This is a genomic window from Cribrihabitans pelagius (genome assembly GCF_048820915.1).
In the GTDB taxonomy this organism is placed as follows: domain Bacteria; phylum Pseudomonadota; class Alphaproteobacteria; order Rhodobacterales; family Rhodobacteraceae; genus Cribrihabitans_A; species Cribrihabitans_A pelagius.
Window position 1 is genome coordinate 1 of record NZ_JBMERR010000025.1, and the last position, 15,080, is coordinate 15,080.

The 15,080-nt window shown below is 68.1% G+C and carries 15 protein-coding genes and 1 pseudogene; 12 read left to right on the forward strand and 4 right to left on the reverse strand.

The features are described from left to right. Positions 1-115: pseudogene (locus ACOHX0_RS18695) on the forward strand (IS5/IS1182 family transposase); the annotation flags it as partial. Positions 116-327: 212 nt separating this feature from the next. Here ACOHX0_RS18695 and ACOHX0_RS18700 read toward each other — a convergent pair. The 3 genes from ACOHX0_RS18700 to fsa form a co-directional block, all read right to left on the reverse strand. Then, on the reverse strand, positions 328-1,263 hold the full coding sequence (locus tag ACOHX0_RS18700) for a tyrosine recombinase XerC (protein ID WP_420678683.1): 936 nt from the start codon (positions 1,261-1,263) through the stop codon (positions 328-330). Next, positions 1,260-1,988, reverse strand: a complete 729-nt coding sequence (locus ACOHX0_RS18705; protein ID WP_420678684.1) for a DUF484 family protein — start codon at positions 1,986-1,988, stop codon at positions 1,260-1,262. Before ACOHX0_RS18705 ends, ACOHX0_RS18700 begins: the two co-directional genes overlap by 4 nt. A gap of 839 nt (positions 1,989-2,827) precedes the next feature. Continuing rightward, positions 2,828-3,481 (reverse strand): fructose-6-phosphate aldolase, encoded by a 654-nt coding sequence (gene fsa, locus ACOHX0_RS18710; protein ID WP_420678685.1) that lies wholly within the window; start codon positions 3,479-3,481, stop codon positions 2,828-2,830. 81 nt (positions 3,482-3,562) lie between these two features. Here fsa and ACOHX0_RS18715 point away from each other — a divergent pair, with 81 nt between their 5' ends. From ACOHX0_RS18715 to ACOHX0_RS18730, 4 genes are all read left to right on the forward strand, one after another. Beyond that, on the forward strand, positions 3,563-5,758 hold the full coding sequence (locus tag ACOHX0_RS18715; RefSeq protein WP_420678686.1) for a primosomal protein N': 2,196 nt from the start codon (positions 3,563-3,565) through the stop codon (positions 5,756-5,758). Between the two features lie 279 nt (positions 5,759-6,037). Beyond that, positions 6,038-7,285 carry an MFS transporter gene (locus ACOHX0_RS18720; protein WP_420678687.1) on the forward strand — a complete coding sequence of 416 codons (1,248 nt, stop codon included), beginning with the start codon at positions 6,038-6,040 and terminating at the stop codon, positions 7,283-7,285. A 114-nt stretch (positions 7,286-7,399) separates the two neighbouring features. Next, positions 7,400-8,272, forward strand: coding sequence for a 50S ribosomal protein L11 methyltransferase (locus ACOHX0_RS18725; RefSeq protein ID WP_420678688.1), 873 nt, complete (start codon positions 7,400-7,402; stop codon positions 8,270-8,272). A gap of 105 nt (positions 8,273-8,377) precedes the next feature. Further along, positions 8,378-8,722 carry a hypothetical protein gene (locus ACOHX0_RS18730; protein ID WP_420678689.1) on the forward strand — a complete coding sequence of 115 codons (345 nt, stop codon included), beginning with the start codon at positions 8,378-8,380 and terminating at the stop codon, positions 8,720-8,722. A gap of 410 nt (positions 8,723-9,132) precedes the next feature. On the opposite strand, the gene ACOHX0_RS18735 is transcribed toward ACOHX0_RS18730, so the two are convergent. Next, entirely contained in the window at positions 9,133-9,351 is a 219-nt protein-coding gene (locus ACOHX0_RS18735) for a DUF1127 domain-containing protein (RefSeq protein ID WP_420678690.1), read from the reverse strand. Between the two features lie 327 nt (positions 9,352-9,678). Between ACOHX0_RS18735 and ruvC the strand changes: the two genes are divergently transcribed. From ruvC to ybgC, 7 genes are all read left to right on the forward strand, one after another. Further along, complete coding sequence (ruvC, locus tag ACOHX0_RS18740; RefSeq protein WP_420678691.1) at positions 9,679-10,176, forward strand: crossover junction endodeoxyribonuclease RuvC; 498 nt, start codon at positions 9,679-9,681, stop codon at positions 10,174-10,176. 13 nt (positions 10,177-10,189) lie between these two features. Continuing rightward, positions 10,190-10,879 carry a Holliday junction branch migration protein RuvA gene (gene ruvA, locus ACOHX0_RS18745; protein WP_420678692.1) on the forward strand — a complete coding sequence of 230 codons (690 nt, stop codon included), beginning with the start codon at positions 10,190-10,192 and terminating at the stop codon, positions 10,877-10,879. Between the two features lie 10 nt (positions 10,880-10,889). Continuing rightward, complete coding sequence (locus tag ACOHX0_RS18750; protein ID WP_420678693.1) at positions 10,890-11,768, forward strand: GIY-YIG nuclease family protein; 879 nt, start codon at positions 10,890-10,892, stop codon at positions 11,766-11,768. Further along, positions 11,765-12,796: a Holliday junction branch migration DNA helicase RuvB gene (gene ruvB, locus ACOHX0_RS18755; RefSeq protein WP_420678694.1), complete on the forward strand. Its 1,032-nt coding sequence runs from the start codon at positions 11,765-11,767 to the stop codon at positions 12,794-12,796. Before ACOHX0_RS18750 ends, ruvB begins: the two co-directional genes overlap by 4 nt. Positions 12,797-13,361: 565 nt before the next feature. Then, positions 13,362-14,081, forward strand: coding sequence for a hypothetical protein (locus ACOHX0_RS18760; RefSeq protein WP_420678695.1), 720 nt, complete (start codon positions 13,362-13,364; stop codon positions 14,079-14,081). Further along, on the forward strand, positions 14,081-14,623 hold the full coding sequence (thpR, locus tag ACOHX0_RS18765; protein ID WP_420678696.1) for an RNA 2',3'-cyclic phosphodiesterase: 543 nt from the start codon (positions 14,081-14,083) through the stop codon (positions 14,621-14,623). The genes ACOHX0_RS18760 and thpR overlap by 1 nt, the downstream gene beginning before the upstream one ends. A gap of 59 nt (positions 14,624-14,682) precedes the next feature. After that, positions 14,683-15,066, forward strand: a complete 384-nt coding sequence (gene ybgC, locus ACOHX0_RS18770; RefSeq protein WP_420678697.1) for a tol-pal system-associated acyl-CoA thioesterase — start codon at positions 14,683-14,685, stop codon at positions 15,064-15,066. Positions 15,067-15,080 lie beyond the last annotated feature (14 nt).

Below are 15,080 nucleotides of genomic sequence, written 5' to 3' on the forward strand. Positions count from 1 at the left end.
GATCATGTTCGGAAGACTGAAGGATTGGCGGCGCGTGGCAACCCGCTACGACAGGTGCCCCAAGGTCTTTCTGTCGGCAATCGCGTTGGCAGCCCTCGTCATATACTGGCTATGAGTCCTGAGCCTAGAGATTTGCTATGAATTTGCGGCCTTATGCGCCCTATGGGTGTGCCTCCGCGTGAATGGATGCGTCCCCCCCAACGCGGCGCACTGCGCCGTCACTGGAACTTTGCAGGCCGTGACGCGTCAACGGCGGGGCGGGGCGGGGCGGGGCGGGGCCGGCAGGCAGGCGGCCTCCGGGAGTTGCCGCCGCTTGCGAGGGCCGGCTCAGGCTTTCGGGTGGGCGCGGTTGTAGACTTCCAGCAGGTGGGTGGTGCCCACCGCGGTATAGGCCTGGGTGGTCGATAGCGAGGCATGGCCCAGCAGCTCCTGGATGGCGCGCAGATCGCCGCCCGCCTCCAGCAGGTGGGTGGCAAAGCTGTGCCTCAGCGCATGCGGCGTGGCAGAGGCGGGGAGGCCAAGCTGGGCCCGGGCATGCGCCATGGCGCCCTGAATCTGCCGCGGGTTCAGCGCGCCGCCGCGCAGACCGCGGAACAGCGGGCCCTCTGCCTCCTGCGGGAAGGGGCACAGCGCCAGGTAGCGGTCCACCGCGGCGCGTGCGACCGGCAGCACCGGCACCAGCCGCTCCTTGCGGCCCTTGCCGAGGATGCGCAGCGAGGCCGGCAGCGGCGCGGCGCCGCCCGTGAGCCCCAGCGCCTCGGAAATCCTCAGCCCGCAGCCGTAAAGCAGTGTCACAACCGCGGCGTCGCGGGCCGCGGTCCAGTCCTCGCGGGCCTGCTGCGGCACCGTCTCCAGCACGGCGCGGGCGGCCTCGGGGTCGAGCGGGCGGGGCAGCTTCTTCTGGAACTTCGGCGCCCGGGTCATCAGCACCGCGGCCGGATCGAAGTCCTCGCGCGCGGCCAGCCAGCGGTAGAAGCTCTTCACCGCCGACAGTTTGCGCGCTAGCGACCGCGCGCCTGCGCCGCCAGCCCGAGTGGCCGCCATCCAGGCGCGCATGTCTGCGGTGGCAATGCGCGCCAGTGGTTTCAGACCCTGCGGTTCGCCCGAGTGCAGCGTCATGAAGGCGAGAAAATCGGCGACATCGCCGCGGTAGGCGGCAATCGTGTGCGGCGAGGCCGCGTCCAGCCCGGAGAGCCGCTCCAGCCACTCTTGCAGCGCATCGCGGCAGGCAGGTGAGATCAGCACCGGCCCGGCGGCGCTCACGACAACCAGCCGCGCATTGCGCGCTCGAATACACCGGCGAGGAAGGTAAGGAGGTCGGTGCCCTGCTGGGCCGAGAACTGCCCGGGGTCCTCCGAGCCCAGCACCAGCATGCCGGGCAGGCGGCCTGTGCCGAGGTTCAGCATCAGGCAGGCCTCGGAGCGGATCTGATCCGCCGCACCGCCATAAAGCCGCGGGGCGCCGCCGGAGAGGCTGCGCAGGGTGACCGGACGTTCGCCTGTGCTGCCGGGGCCGCTGGTGCCACCGGCAGGCTTCCCGGTGTGGGCGGCACAGAAGCCCGGCCCGGTCATCTTCAAGACCCCGGCCTTGCGCTCCACCGCGGCGGCGCTGGCAGGTTCTGCAGTTTCCAGCACCAGCACCATCGCCCTGAGGCGCAGGATCTCCGGCAGGTCGCGGGCGAGGCAGTCGAGGAAACCGGCAAAGTCCTGCGGCTCGATCAGCCGCAGCACCGCGCGGTGGATCAGGCTGGTGCCTGCGAGGTTGTCATAAGCGGCAGCCACCACCGAGCGGTGGGTGTCCTCCAGCCGGTCCAGCCGCGCCGCCATCCGTTCCATCGCGATGCCGCGCAGATCGACGATATTCCCGCCCATCGCGCGCTCGTTGGCGGCGACCAGCGCGTTCATGATGCTTTCGTCCTCCAGCACCGCGTCGGGCCGGGCCAGAATCGCCGCGCGCAGCTGATCTTCGAGTTTTGCAGAACTGCTCATGGGTGAACCTCTTGCGGGTTTGACCCCGTGTATATCACGGGATTCCGGCAGCGCCGCCGAAAAATGCGCGCCGCGGGGCTTTTGCCGCGCCGCCGTTGCACAGGGGTGGCGGGGATGGGGCGGAGGGGCGCTCCCGCCCGTCGCCGCGGCATGGGGCATGCCGCGCTCCCGTTGGGCCGGGCGCCGGGCTTGCGCCCGGCGCGGGGCGGCGGGCCGACGGGAAACGCGAGCGATGCGGAGAGGCGCAACCGCAGCGCGCCGCAGGCGCGTTGCGCGGCCCAAGGCGGCTCCGCCGGCCGGCAGCGCCGGAGGGCGGACCGGCGCGGGAGCCTTCCCGCTGCCGGACGCGGCAGAGGCGGTCACGGGATTCCGGGCTGAGGCGCGCCGCTGCACCATAGACGGCACGCGCGACAGGGTGCCCATGGCGGTGCCCCGAACCATGAGGGCGGCCAGCATAGGAGTGCCGGTTCCTGCGGCAAGGCTATTGGAACCTCCTGATCATCCCCAGCGCGGAACAAAGCCGCAAAGCCGCCGCGTCTCGCCGACGCGCGCCCATGCGGCCGCGCTTTGGCCGGCTTTGGTGTTCAACTGAGAATGTGCACGGAGTTGGCCAGAATAAACTGCCAGTAGCGACGGCCAGAAGGGCCACCGCGCGCGCCGCCGATGCGCGGCTTCGGTCCATTGCCGGAGCGGCGGGTTGCTCAGGAAGTTTGAGAGAATGCTCACGAGGTTCTCAGCGCTCAGGTCCGGTCCCTGCAAGCCATCAAGAAGCTCGTCTCCCGAATGCAAGAAGGCGCCCGCAATGGGGCGCCTTCCGTGTTCCGGGCTGAGCGGGAGGCTCAGAGAATCTTGATGCCCGCTGCCTTGATGTCGCTCAGGAAGGCATCCAGACCCTTGTCGGTCAGCGGGTGGTTCACCATCGATTTGATCACCGCGGGCGGCGCGGTGATCACGTCGGCGCCAATACGGGCCGAATCGGCCACGTGGTTCACCGAGCGGATCGAGGCGGCGAGGATCTGGGTCTCGAACCCGTAGTTGTCATAGACGGTGCGGATGTCCTCGATCAGTTCCATGCCGTCGAGGTGGATGTCATCGAGCCGCCCGATGAAGGGAGAAATGAAGGTCGCGCCCGCCTTGGCCGCCAGCAGCGCCTGGTTGGCGGAGAAGCACAGGGTCACGTTCACCATGTGGCCGTCGTCGCTCAGGGTCTTGCAGGCCTTCAGCCCGTCCCAGGTCAGCGGCACCTTCACGGCGATGTTCTCGGCAATCTCCACCAGCTTGCGGCCTTCGGCAATCATGGTTTCGGCGTCGGTTGCGGTCACTTCCGCCGACACCGGCCCGTCGACCATGCCGCAGATCTCCTTGGTGACCTCGATGATGTCACGGCCGGATTTCTTGATCAGCGAGGGGTTGGTGGTCACGCCGTCCACCATGCCCAGATTGTTCAGCTCGGCAATGGCGTCGATATCGGCGGTGTCTACAAAGAATTTCATGGGGCAGTCCTTCGGATGGGTTGGCCTCGGTCGCTTCTGCCTTTACCTCATGCAGGTGCGGGCGGCAACAAGGCGGGCAGCGTGAGCGGGCAGGAGTTCTTTCAGGAAGGCGAACGGGTCGGGGTGCTGACCACCCAGCCGCTCGACCGGCTTCTGGACTACCGCGCGCCCGCAGGCGGCTGCTTCATCGGCGCCTATGTTGAGGTGCCGCTGGGCCCGCGCAAGGTTCTGGGGGTGGTCTGGGGGCCGGGTGCCGGGGATTTCGACGCGGCCAAGCTGCGCAGCGTGAATCGGGTGCTGGACGTGGCCCCGATGCGCGCGGAGATGCGCCAGTTCCTCGGCAAGGCGGCCGACTACACGCTGACCCCGATGCCCGCGATGCTCAGGCTTGCGACCCGCGCGCCGGGGCTCTCCGATCCGCCCTCGATGCGCAAGATCCTGCGCCGCGGCGACGGCGAGCCGGAGCGGATGACCGACGCCCGCGCCCGGGTGCTCGACGTGCTGGACGAGTTCGGCAGCCTCGCCTTTACCCCCAAGGAACTGGCGGACATGGCGGGCGTCACGCCTTCGGTGGTGAAGGGGCTGGTGAAACAGGGCGCGCTGCGCGAGGAGGAAGCCCCGCGCGATCTGCCCTATCCGCGGCTCGATCCGGACCTGCCGGGCAAGACCCTGACTGCGGACCAGGCCGCCGCCGCCGCCACGCTGGCCGAGGCAGTGCAGTCCGGGCGCTACGGCACCACCCTCCTGAAGGGCGTCACCGGCTCCGGCAAGACCGAGGTCTACCTCGAAGCCGTCGCCGCCGCCCTGCGCGCCGGGCGCCAGGCGCTGGTGCTCCTGCCTGAGATCGCCCTCACCGCGGAGTTCCTGAAACGGGTGGAGGCCCGCTTTGGCGCCACGCCTGCCGAATGGCACTCCGGCGCCACCATGACCGAGCGGCGCCGGGTCTGGAAAATGGTCGGGCAGGGCGCCGCGCAGCTGGTGATCGGCGCCCGCTCGGCGCTGTTCCTGCCGTTCCGCGACCTCGGCCTGATCATCGTCGACGAAGAGCACGACACCTCCTACAAACAGGAGGACGGCGTTCTCTACAATGCCCGTGACATGGCGGTGCTGCGCGCCGCGATGTGCTCGGCCCAGGTGGTGCTGGCCTCCGCCACGCCCAGCCTGGAGACTTGGGTCAACGCCGAAGCGGGCAAGTACAGCCGCCTCGACCTCACCTCCCGCTTCGGTGCCTCGGTGCTGCCGGAAATGCGGGCGATCGACATGCGCAGCGAGGATCTCTTGCCCTCGACCTGGATCTCGCCCACGCTGAAGCAGGCGATGAAGGCGCGGCTGGAGCGCGGCGAACAATCGCTCCTGTTCCTCAACCGCCGCGGCTTTGCGCCGCTCACCCTGTGCCGCGCTTGCGGCGCGCAGGTGGCCTGCGACCATTGCGACGCCAGCATGGTGGAGCACCGCTTCCAGAAACGGCTGATGTGTCACCAATGCGGCGAGACCAAACCGGTGCCCGAGGTCTGCCCCTCCTGCGAGGTCGAGGGCAAGATGGCCCCAGTCGGCCCCGGCATCGAACGGCTGGCCGAAGAAGCAACCGCCCTGTTCCCCGAGGCCCGTATCGCGGTGCTGAGCTCGGATCTCTTCGGCTCCGCCCGCGCGCTGAAAGCCCGGATCGAGGAGATCGCCGCGGGCGAGGCCGACATCATCCTCGGCACCCAGCTGGTCGCCAAGGGCCACAATTTCCCGCTCCTGACCCTAGTCGGGGTGATCGACGCCGACCTCGGCCTGCAAGGCTCCGACCTGCGCGCGGCAGAGCGCACCTTTCAGCTGATGCGCCAGGTGGCGGGCCGGGCGGGGCGCGCCGAACGGCCCGGCGTGGCGCTGTTGCAGACTTTCCAGCCCGAGCACCCGGTGATCCGCGCGATCCTGTCCGGCGACGAAGAAAACTTCTGGCGCGCCGAAGCCGCCGAGCGGCAGGCGGCGGGCGTGCCGCCGTTCGGGCGGATGGCGGGCATCATCCTGTCGGGGCCGGACCTTGCGCAGGTCTTCGACCTCGGCAATGCGATGGCGCGCAACGACGGCGCGCTGCGCCAGATCGGTGCCCAGCTCTACGGGCCCGCACCGGCGCCAATCGCCCGCATCCGTGGCCGCCACCGGGTGCGTCTCCTGGTGAAGGCCGCCAAGGGAGCGCCGCTGCAGGAAGCCCTGGCGCGCTGGACCGCGCCCCTGCGGCTGAAGAACGACCTGCGGCTCAGCATCGACATCGACCCGCAAAGTTTCCTCTGACCCCGCGGCAGCGACGGCTGGCATGGCCGGGAAGACACGGCCCCGCCCCCTTCTTCTTTGTGAAAATACTCAACTCCAGGCACTGTGGCAGGCGCCGCCGCCACGGCGGCGCGGTGCCTTGCTCTTTCATCTTGCCGGAAATACTCAAACACAACCCCTGCGGCAGGCGCTGCCAGCGGCGAATGGCGCTCCAGCCGCCACTCTGCGCAGATGCAGACCTAAGTGTGCAGGCCGCAGAACTCTCTCGCCAAGGCAGAAAAACCGGCGTAAACCAGCGGCATGTTCAAACCGCTCCCCCTCGATGAGGCCCGCCGCCTGCCGCTGTGGCGCCGCCCGGTCACGCTTCTGTTTGTGATGGCGCTCTGCATGCCGATCGCCTTCAACGCCTGGAACGCGCTGCTCAACAACTTCGTGATCGAGGCGGCGCAGTTCGACGGGGCCGACATCGGGCTGTTGCATACGGTGCGGGAGATCCCCGGCTTCCTCGCCGTGGGGGTGATCGCGGTGATCATGATCATGCGGGAGCAAGTGCTGGGCATGGTCTCCCTGATGCTGCTGGGGGCGGCGACGGCGGTCACCGCGTGGTATCCGAGCCTCGGCGGTATCCTCACCATTACCATGCTCAGCTCGATCGGCTTTCATTACTATGAGACGGTGAACCAGTCGCTGCAGCTGCAATGGCTGCCGAAAGACCGCGCGCCGCAGACGCTGGGCTTACTGTTGGCGGCAGGCTCGGCCGCGACACTGGTGGTCTACGGGCTGATCGTGCTGATGTGGGAATCGCTGGACCTGTCCTTCAACGTGGTCTTCATGACCGCGGGCGGCGTCACCACGCTGATCGCTTTCTTCTGCCTCATGGCCTATCCGCAGTTCGAGGCGCCGCACCCGCAGGTGAAAAAGCTGATCCTGCGCCGCCGCTACTGGCTGTACTATGCGCTGCAGTTCATGGCGGGCGCGCGGCGGCAGATCTTCGTGGTCTTTGCAGGCTTCATGATGGTGGAGAAATTCGGCTTCGACGTGCATGAGGTGACGGGGCTGTTCCTGATCAACCTGGTGATCAACATGCTGGCCGCGCCGATGCTGGGGCGTTTCGTGGCCCGTTTCGGCGAGCGCCGCACGCTGGTGTTCGAATACGCCGGGCTGGCCATCGTCTTTGCGGCCTATGGCGGCATCTACTGGTTCGGCTGGGGCGTGGTGCTGGCGGCAACGCTTTATGTCGTGGATCACGTGCTGTTTGCGCTGGCGCTGGCGCTCAAGACCTATTTCCAGAAGATCGCCGACCCCGGCGATATTGCCCCTACTGCCGCCGTAGCCTTCACCATCAACCATATTGCCGCGGTGTTTTTGCCGGTGCTGCTGGGCCTGTTGTGGGTGGTCTCGCCCGGAGCGGTCTTTGCGCTGGCGGCGGGCATGGCGCTGATTTCGCTCACGCTGGCGCTGCTGATCCCGCGCCACCCGGAGCCGGGGAACGAAACCATCTTCTCCAAGTTTGCGGCCCCCGCACCGGCCGAACAGGCGGCCGAATAAGCGGGCGCGCGCCCGCTTTTGCCCGGCCGGGCGGCCGGGCGGCGGCGCCTGAGCACCCTTGACCTGCCGTCCGCTGCGGCCTAGGCGCAAGGCGACATCTACCGGAGAGCCGCCATGCCCACTTTCACCGCCCTCACCACCCTGACCGGCAAAGCACAGGCCGAAGCCCTGGGCGAGGCGATGGAGCGCCTCACCCCCGAGCCCACAGGCATCGGCGTCTTCGAACTCGAGGACGGCTCCGGCCTGTGGGAGGTCGGCGCCTATTTCACCGAAACCCCGGACCAGGCCGGGCTGGCCCTGCTGGCCACGCTGCATGGCGCCAGGCCCTTCGCCGTCTCCGAGCTGCCGGAAACCGACTGGGTCGCGCATGTGCGCCGGGAGCTCGCGCCGGTCGAGGCCGGGCGCTTCTTCGTCTACGGCAGCCACGATGCGGACAAGCTGCCCAGCGGCAAAATTCCGCTGCTGATCGAGGCGGCGATGGCCTTCGGCACCGGCCACCATGGCACCACGCTCGGTTGCCTGAAGGCGCTCGACCATCTGCTGGACCGCGGTTTCAGCGCCGCCAAGGTTGCCGACATCGGCTGCGGCACCGCAGTGCTGGCGATGGCGGCCGCGCGGGTCTGGGACGGCACTTTCCTTGCCAGCGACATCGACCAAGTGGCGGTCGAGGTGGCCGAAGCCAACCTCAAGGCGAACGGCATGGAAGGCGCGGTCACCTGCCTGGAGGCCGCGGGCTTCGACCATCCCCAGCTGAACGAGGACGCCCCCTTCGACCTGATTTTCGCCAATATCCTCAAGGGCCCGCTGGTGGCGCTCTCACCGGATGTTGCGGCGCATCTGCGGCCCGGCGGCTATGCGATTCTTTCGGGTATTTTGAGCGAGCAGGCGGATAATGTGATCGCCGTTTATGCCCAAAACGGTATCAATCTGGACCGGCGGGACGAGATTGGCGAATGGACCACGCTTCTGATGCGCCGGGCGGACTAAAATAGCCGGGTTTTAATCGAATTTTCACTATTTGCCCCAGAATTGCCGCATTCCGGGCCGAGCATGAGAAGCAACCGCTGGTGGGGGCCAGTTTGGAGGCTCGGGATGGGCGACGACCGATTTCATTTTCAGGCGCGTTTGGCGCAACTTAACCGCAAACATGCTGCGATGGCCCAGGGCTGCAGCGCGCAGATACGCGCTGACGGGCTGATCGTGGTGAAGCCGGACAAACCGCAGCGCCGGGGCCGCATCCGCCTGCTGGTGTTTGCCGCGGCGGCCCTACTGCTGTTCAAGGGCTTTTTGATGGCCGTGCTGGGGCACGCCACCTATGCCGAGCGCGTCGCGGGCCTTTCCGGCGGCAACCTGCTGGAACAGGCGGGAGCCCTGGTGATGCAGAGCGATCCGCTCTCCGAACGCCTTGCCGGAAAGATACAGCCGGTCCTGCGCTGAAAGGTGTCCTCTGGGGGGACCTGAAAGCCCTGTTTGCACGTTCTGACTACCGGCCTGGCGCCGGACATCCGAGAAAAGGCCGGCGGAGCTTCGGGGGGAGCTCAACAGGGCCGCGGGGGACAGCAGAGCGCGACAGGGATCAAGATCAGCAGGCAACAGGACCGGCCAGGCCGCGGACCTTCGGGACCGCGGCTTTTTTCATGCGCAGGCGCATATCTCCCGCGGGACTAGGCCGCAAGGCCGCCCCCGTTACTCCGGCTCAGGGCTTGTTGCCGGGGACAAGACAGGTCTCCGGACGGGGGACCACAACGGCCGGCGCACGCCTCCAACAAGAAACGCCGCGGACCAGCAAAGGCCCGCGGCGCTCTCTTGCTCGCCCCGAGGGAGGAGGCGGGGCAGAGACGAAACTCTCAGAATACAGGACGGCCCTCGGCCACGGCTTCGATATCGGCGCGCGACAGGCCGATGTCGGACAGTTCGCGGTCGCTCAGCCCGGCCAGCGCCTTGCGGGTCGCGCGGGCGTCGTTCCAGGCGGTGCAGGCCGCATAGGCGGTCGCGATCAGGGCGCCTGCACGGCCCAGAAGGCCGGTGGACCCATAGGTGGGGCGGGTGGTGTCAAATGCGGCCATATCCTGGTCCTCTCGGCTGATGGGCTGGCGCTTTTTTGCGCCGCGATGGCCGGCATTTAGTGGGGCGTATTTGGCCCGGCAAGGCATGAAATTGCATGTGTCCCATGCATAAAGTGCATAGCTCAACACCTTGTAAAAAAGGGCGATCCGGGTCCCGGGCGGCAGGCTGGAAAAATGTCGCATCCGCTTTGGTGAAGCGTCGGTTTCGGACCGCTTTGGCCGGGTTCTGCACCTGCCGGGACGGAGGGAAAGCAATTGGACATGTTCGCGTTTTGTGCTAATCGTTCGGAAAATAATCTCAGAACACGGGCAGGGGCCGGGCACATCATGCGGATACTGGGCATTGATCCGGGGTTGCGGAACCTCGGATGGGGGGTGATCGAATCGCAGGGCACCCGGCTGCGCCATGTCGCCAACGGGGTCTGCACTTCGGATGGCGACGACCTGGGCGAGCGGCTGCTGTCGCTGCACAACCAGGTGAGCGAAATCATTGACGCCTTCGCCCCCGACCAGGCGGCGATCGAGCAGACCTTCGTGAACAAGGACGGTGCGGGCACGCTGAAACTGGGCCAGGCCCGGGGGGTTGCGCTGCTGACCCTGGCCAAGGCCGGGCTGCCGGTGGGCGAATACGCTCCAAACCGGGTCAAGAAGACGGTGGTCGGCGTCGGTCATGCGGAAAAGCAGCAGGTGATGCACATGGTGAAGCTGCAACTGCCCGGCTGCACACCGCAAAACGCCGATGCCGCCGACGCGCTGGCCATCGCGATCTGCCACGCCTATTACGGCACAACAAAGCAACGGCAGCTGAAGGAAGTGCGCGCATGATCGGCAAGCTGGCATGATTGGCAAGTTGACGGGCCGTCTCGACTACCGCACGGCGGATCACGTGATGATCGACGTGCGCGGCGTCGGCTATATCGTCTATTGCTCGGACCGCACCCTGGCGGCGCTGCCCGGCGTGGGGGAGGCGGTGGCGCTTTATACCGATATGGTTGTGCGCGAGGACCTGATGCAGCTCTACGGCTTCACCTCCCTGGTGGAGAAGGAATGGCACCGGCTGCTCACTTCGGTGCAGGGGGTGGGGGCCAAGGTGTCGCTGGCGATCCTCGGCGCGCTGGGGCCGGACGGAGTCAGCCGGGCGATTGCCTTGGGCGACTGGGCCACGGTGAAGGCCGCCAAGGGCGTCGGTCCCAAGACCGCGCAGCGAATCGTGCTGGACCTCAAGGACAAGGCTCCCGGCGTGATGGCCATGGGCGGCGCGGTGGCGGATGCGATGGACGGACCCGGACTGCAGGTGATCGAAGACGCAGGGCCTGCCCCCGCCGCCAAAGCCGCCCGCAAGACGGCGCCGAAACAGCCCGCCGGCGCGGCGGCCGCCTCGGCTGGGGCGCTGTCGGCCCTGGGCAACCTGGGCTATGGCCCCTCGGATGCAGCAGCCGCGGTGGCGGAGGCAGCCGCCGCCAACCCGAATGCGGGCGAGCCTGATCTCATCCGCGCCGCCCTGCGCCTGCTGGCGCCGAAGGGGTGAGGGGATGGGGTTGAACCTCTCCACCGTTCTGCAATCGGCGGGCGTTGCCCTGGAAGATACGGCTGTGCTGCTGCATACCACAACACTTGAGCCGCTCAGACGTATGCTGCCGTGGATGGCAGACCGCGATCCGGAACTCTTCGACGCCTATCAGAGCGTTCATTCCCCGCAAGCCGAAGTTACCCTGTCGGCGAGGAACTTCGTTGCAAGTTTTGTGGCGCTGGGAAATGGGCACATGCTCTTTGCCGGCATGTTCCGGAAGGCCGGGGCCAGGCGGCTGCCGGTTGAAGAGATCTACCAGGATCCCAGATTCCAGCGCCTGGCCGACAGCTACGGCGCCAGCGATACCGCCCCCGAAGTGAATATTGCGCGGGGCGGGAATCAGGTTCTGTTCGACTTCGAACCGGTGGATCACCTGCGTGATCTGCGGGGGCGGATGCAGATCCGGTCCGTTCCAGGGCGGCGCTATGTCCGGCTCGCAGAGAACCTTGACGCCCCTGTTGCCGCGATCAGCCCGGCTCCAATGTTTGCCCCGCCATGCCCCGGCTGGCGGGATCTGGTGCTGACCGGAGGCGAGGTGCGCAGCCTGCCGGAGGCCTGGGCCCGGAAACTGGCCGCGTGGCGCGGGATCTATCTCATTGTCGATCAAACTGATGGCGCACGCTACGTGGGGTCCGCTTGCGGCCAGGAAAATCTTCTGGGCAGGTGGCGGGAGCATGTTGCAAGGGACGCTGGTGTGACGCGTGAATCGGCGCTTCGGAACCCGCTGCAGTTCCGGTTTTCCATTGTCGAGCGGGTGTCTCCCGATATGCCGCCCGAAGACATCGTTGCGATCGAGCGGAACTGGATGCACCGGCTGGACACCATCGAGCGAGGCTTGAACACATGATTGACGCCGACCCCGCCCTGCGCCCCGAGCCGCTGCCCGAAGACAGCGCCGCGGAGAATGACCGTGCCCTGCGCCCGCAGGGGCTGAGTGAGTTCATTGGCCAGGCCGAGGCCCGCGCCAACCTCCGTGTCTTTATCGAAAGCGCCCGCCGCCGCGGCGAGGCGATGGACCACACGCTGTTTCACGGGCCTCCCGGCCTTGGCAAGACCACGCTGGCCCAGATCGTCGCCCGCGAGCTGGGGGTGAACTTCCGCATGACCTCCGGCCCGGTGCTGGCCAAGGCGGGCGACCTTGCCGCGATCCTCACCAACCTCGAGTCCCGCGACGTGCTGTTCATCGACGAGATCCACCGGCTGAACCCGGCGGTGGAAGAGGTGCTCTACCCGGCGATGGAGGATTTCGAGCTCGACCTGGTGATCGGCGAGGGGCCTGCCGCGCGCACCGTTCGGATCGAGCTGCAGCCCTTCACGCTGGTCGGCGCCACCACCCGTATGGGGCTTCTGACCACGCCGCTCAGGGACCGCTTCGGCATCCCGACCCGGCTGCAGTTTTACACCGAGGACGAGCTGTTCGAGATCGTCAGCCGCAACGCCCGCAAGCTCGGCGCCCCGGCCGAGGACGAGGGCGCCCGGGAGATCGCGCGGCGCGCAAGGGGGACCCCAAGGATCGCCGGACGGCTCCTGCGCCGCGTGGTGGACTTCGCGGTGGTCGAGGGCGACGGCAGGATCACCCGTGCCCTGGCCGATGGCGCGCTCACCCGGCTGGGAGTGGATCAGCTGGGACTTGATGGTGCCGACCGGCGCTATCTGAAGTTGATCGCCGAAAACTACGGCGGCGGCCCGGTCGGGATCGAGACGATCTCGGCGGCGCTCAGCGAAAGCCGCGACGCGCTGGAGGAGGTGATCGAGCCTTACCTGCTGCAGCAGGGACTGATCCAGCGCACGCCCCGGGGCCGGATGCTGGCGCAAAAGGCTTGGGCGCACCTGGGCCTGCCTGTGCCGCGCAGCCAGACGGATCTGTTCGGCTGACCCGCGTGCGGGGTCTTGCGGCCGTGCCACTGCGGTGCCGGAACCGGTTCCAGTGTTTGAGTGCGGGTAAAATGTTTCGCGCGGGAAACAGTACGGCACACTGGCTGACCGTTCCCTGAGTGGTCAGGGCAGCTCCCGCCCGTTGCTGCGGCATCAGCGATGCCTTGCGCCCGTTGGGCCGGGCGCCGCGCTGGCGCGCGGCGCGGCGGACATTGGATGGCGGGCGCCCTTGGCGGCGGCCGTTGGAGGCCGCCGTCCGGTGACAATGCGCCAGGTCGGCAGCGGCCGGGGTGCAAGGGTGCAGCAGGCAGCGCTGCGGCCGGGCACGCGCGCTCACCCGGGAAGCCCCGCCAAGGCGCATGAGGTCCGTTTGCCGCAGTCGCGGCGCCGCGCCAACGGCGCCCGGCCCAAGGCCGCCGGGGGGGGGGCTAGCGCAGCCAGGCACCCGCGGGCGCGGGAGCTTCTCCTTGCCATCGCTCCGCTGTCTCCCGGCCTGCCGCCTTGCCGCCCCTTGCCGCCGCAGCGCGCAGGCGGCATAGGAGGGGCAGCAGCAAGGAGACCCCGCATGACCGCCCGCAAACCGGACCCATCTGCCGCCGCCTCCGAGGTTCAAGCCGCGCAGCAATCCCCAGCCGCAGCCCCCGCCCTCAGCCCTCAGCAGATCGAGGCGCTGTTTACCCGCGCCGATGGCTCTTATGCTTTTGCCCGCTGGGGCCGCCCCATCGCGCCGATCGTCTTTGGCGTGGAGGACGCGGCGCTCACCACCATCAAGGGCGCGCTGGAAGCGGTTGCCACGCTGGCGGGCCACCAGATGGCCGAGACCGACCCGCAGCTGGGCGCCAACCTGATGGTCTTCTTCTTCCGCGAGTGGGACGAGCTGCTGGCGGTGCCCGACCTCGGCCGGATGATCCCCGGGCTGGAGCCGCTGGTGGCGCGGCTCAAGGCGGGCGAGGCCAGCCAGTACCGTGCCTTCCGCTTCGATGACGATGGCGCGATCCAGGCTGCCTTTGTCTTCCTGCGGATGAAGGGCGATTTGGCGCAGCTGCCCGCCGAGACGCTGGCGCTCACCCAGGCGGTGCAGGTCTTTTTGATGTGGGGCGACCGCGCCTTTGCCGGGACCTCTCCGCTGGCGGTGCTGCCCGGCAGCGGCGCCATCATCCTGCGGCCCGAGATCGCCGGCGTGATCGCCGCCGCCTATGACCGGATGATGCCGGCAGCGGCCACGGACAAGTCCCACGCCCTGCGCCTGTTCGCGCGCCTTCAGGCGCCGCCCGCGGCGGGCTGATGCGCGCCTTTGCCGCCCTGCCGCTGCCGGATCAGGCCTTGGATGCGCTGGAACGGGTGCAGGAGGGGCTGACCGTAGGGCGGCTGATGCCGGCCGAAAACCTGCACCTGACGCTCGCCTTCCTCGACGACCAGCCCGAAGCCGCGCTGGAAGCGCTGCACCAGGAGCTGGCGGAGATTCGCGCCGCGCCGGTAGATCTCAGCTTCCAGGGCCTTGATACCTTTGGCGGCCGGCATCCGCGCATCCTCTTGGCCAGGGCCGCGCCTTCGCCCGGGCTGACCGCGCTGCGGACCCGTATCCTCTCGGCCTGCCGCGCGGCGGAGATCGCGCTGGACCGCGCCCGCTTCCGCCCGCACGTAACGCTTGCGCGTTTCCCGCGCCATCTGGAGCCGGGGCAGGTGGCAAAGATCGGCCGCTTCCTGGAGCGCAGTGCCGCCTTCCGCCATGCCTGCCGGGTTGAAAGCTTTGCCCTGTTCCGCTCCACCCTCGCACCGGACGGCGCGCGCCACGACGTGCTGGCGGAGTATCCGCTGAACGGCTAAGGGGAAGGCAGGCGCCCGTCCAAGAGCGGCGCCGGGGCGCGCAGGCAGGGAGACCCTAGATGATCCATGAATTCCCCATCCGGGTCTACTATGAGGACACCGACATGGGCGGTATCGTCTACCACGCCAACTACCTGCGCTTCATCGAGCGCGCCCGCAGCGACTGGGTGCGCGGCATCGGCGCCGATCAGAACGCAATGCGCGACGCCGGGCTGGTCTATGCGGTGCACCGGATCGAGGCGGATTACCTCGCCCCCGCCCGCTTTGACGAGGAACTGACGGTCACCACCGAAATCGCCCAGGTGACTCCCGCCCGGATGCTCCTGGACCAGGAAGTGCGCCGCGCAGGCCAGCCGCTGTTCCGGGCGAAGGTCACCATCGTCTGCATGACAGCGGAGGGCCGGCCCGCCCGCCTGCCGGCAGAGATTCGCGCATTGCGGTGACATTCGGCGCCCGG

Coding starts and splice junctions, on each gene's coding strand:
- ACOHX0_RS18705 (WP_420678684.1), bottom strand. CDS start 1,988: ATGAGCAGTTCTGCAAAACTCGAAGATCAGCTGCGCGCGGCGATTCTG.
- fsa (WP_420678685.1), bottom strand. CDS start 3,481: ATGAAATTCTTTGTAGACACCGCCGATATCGACGCCATTGCCGAGCTG.
- ACOHX0_RS18720 (WP_420678687.1), top strand. CDS start 6,038: ATGTTCAAACCGCTCCCCCTCGATGAGGCCCGCCGCCTGCCGCTGTGG.
- ACOHX0_RS18725 (WP_420678688.1), top strand. CDS start 7,400: ATGCCCACTTTCACCGCCCTCACCACCCTGACCGGCAAAGCACAGGCC.
- ACOHX0_RS18730 (WP_420678689.1), top strand. CDS start 8,378: ATGGGCGACGACCGATTTCATTTTCAGGCGCGTTTGGCGCAACTTAAC.
- ACOHX0_RS18735 (WP_420678690.1), bottom strand. CDS start 9,351: ATGGCCGCATTTGACACCACCCGCCCCACCTATGGGTCCACCGGCCTT.
- ruvC (WP_420678691.1), top strand. CDS start 9,679: ATGCGGATACTGGGCATTGATCCGGGGTTGCGGAACCTCGGATGGGGG.
- ruvA (WP_420678692.1), top strand. CDS start 10,190: ATGATTGGCAAGTTGACGGGCCGTCTCGACTACCGCACGGCGGATCAC.
- ruvB (WP_420678694.1), top strand. CDS start 11,765: ATGATTGACGCCGACCCCGCCCTGCGCCCCGAGCCGCTGCCCGAAGAC.
- ACOHX0_RS18760 (WP_420678695.1), top strand. CDS start 13,362: ATGACCGCCCGCAAACCGGACCCATCTGCCGCCGCCTCCGAGGTTCAA.
- thpR (WP_420678696.1), top strand. CDS start 14,081: ATGCGCGCCTTTGCCGCCCTGCCGCTGCCGGATCAGGCCTTGGATGCG.
- ybgC (WP_420678697.1), top strand. CDS start 14,683: ATGATCCATGAATTCCCCATCCGGGTCTACTATGAGGACACCGACATG.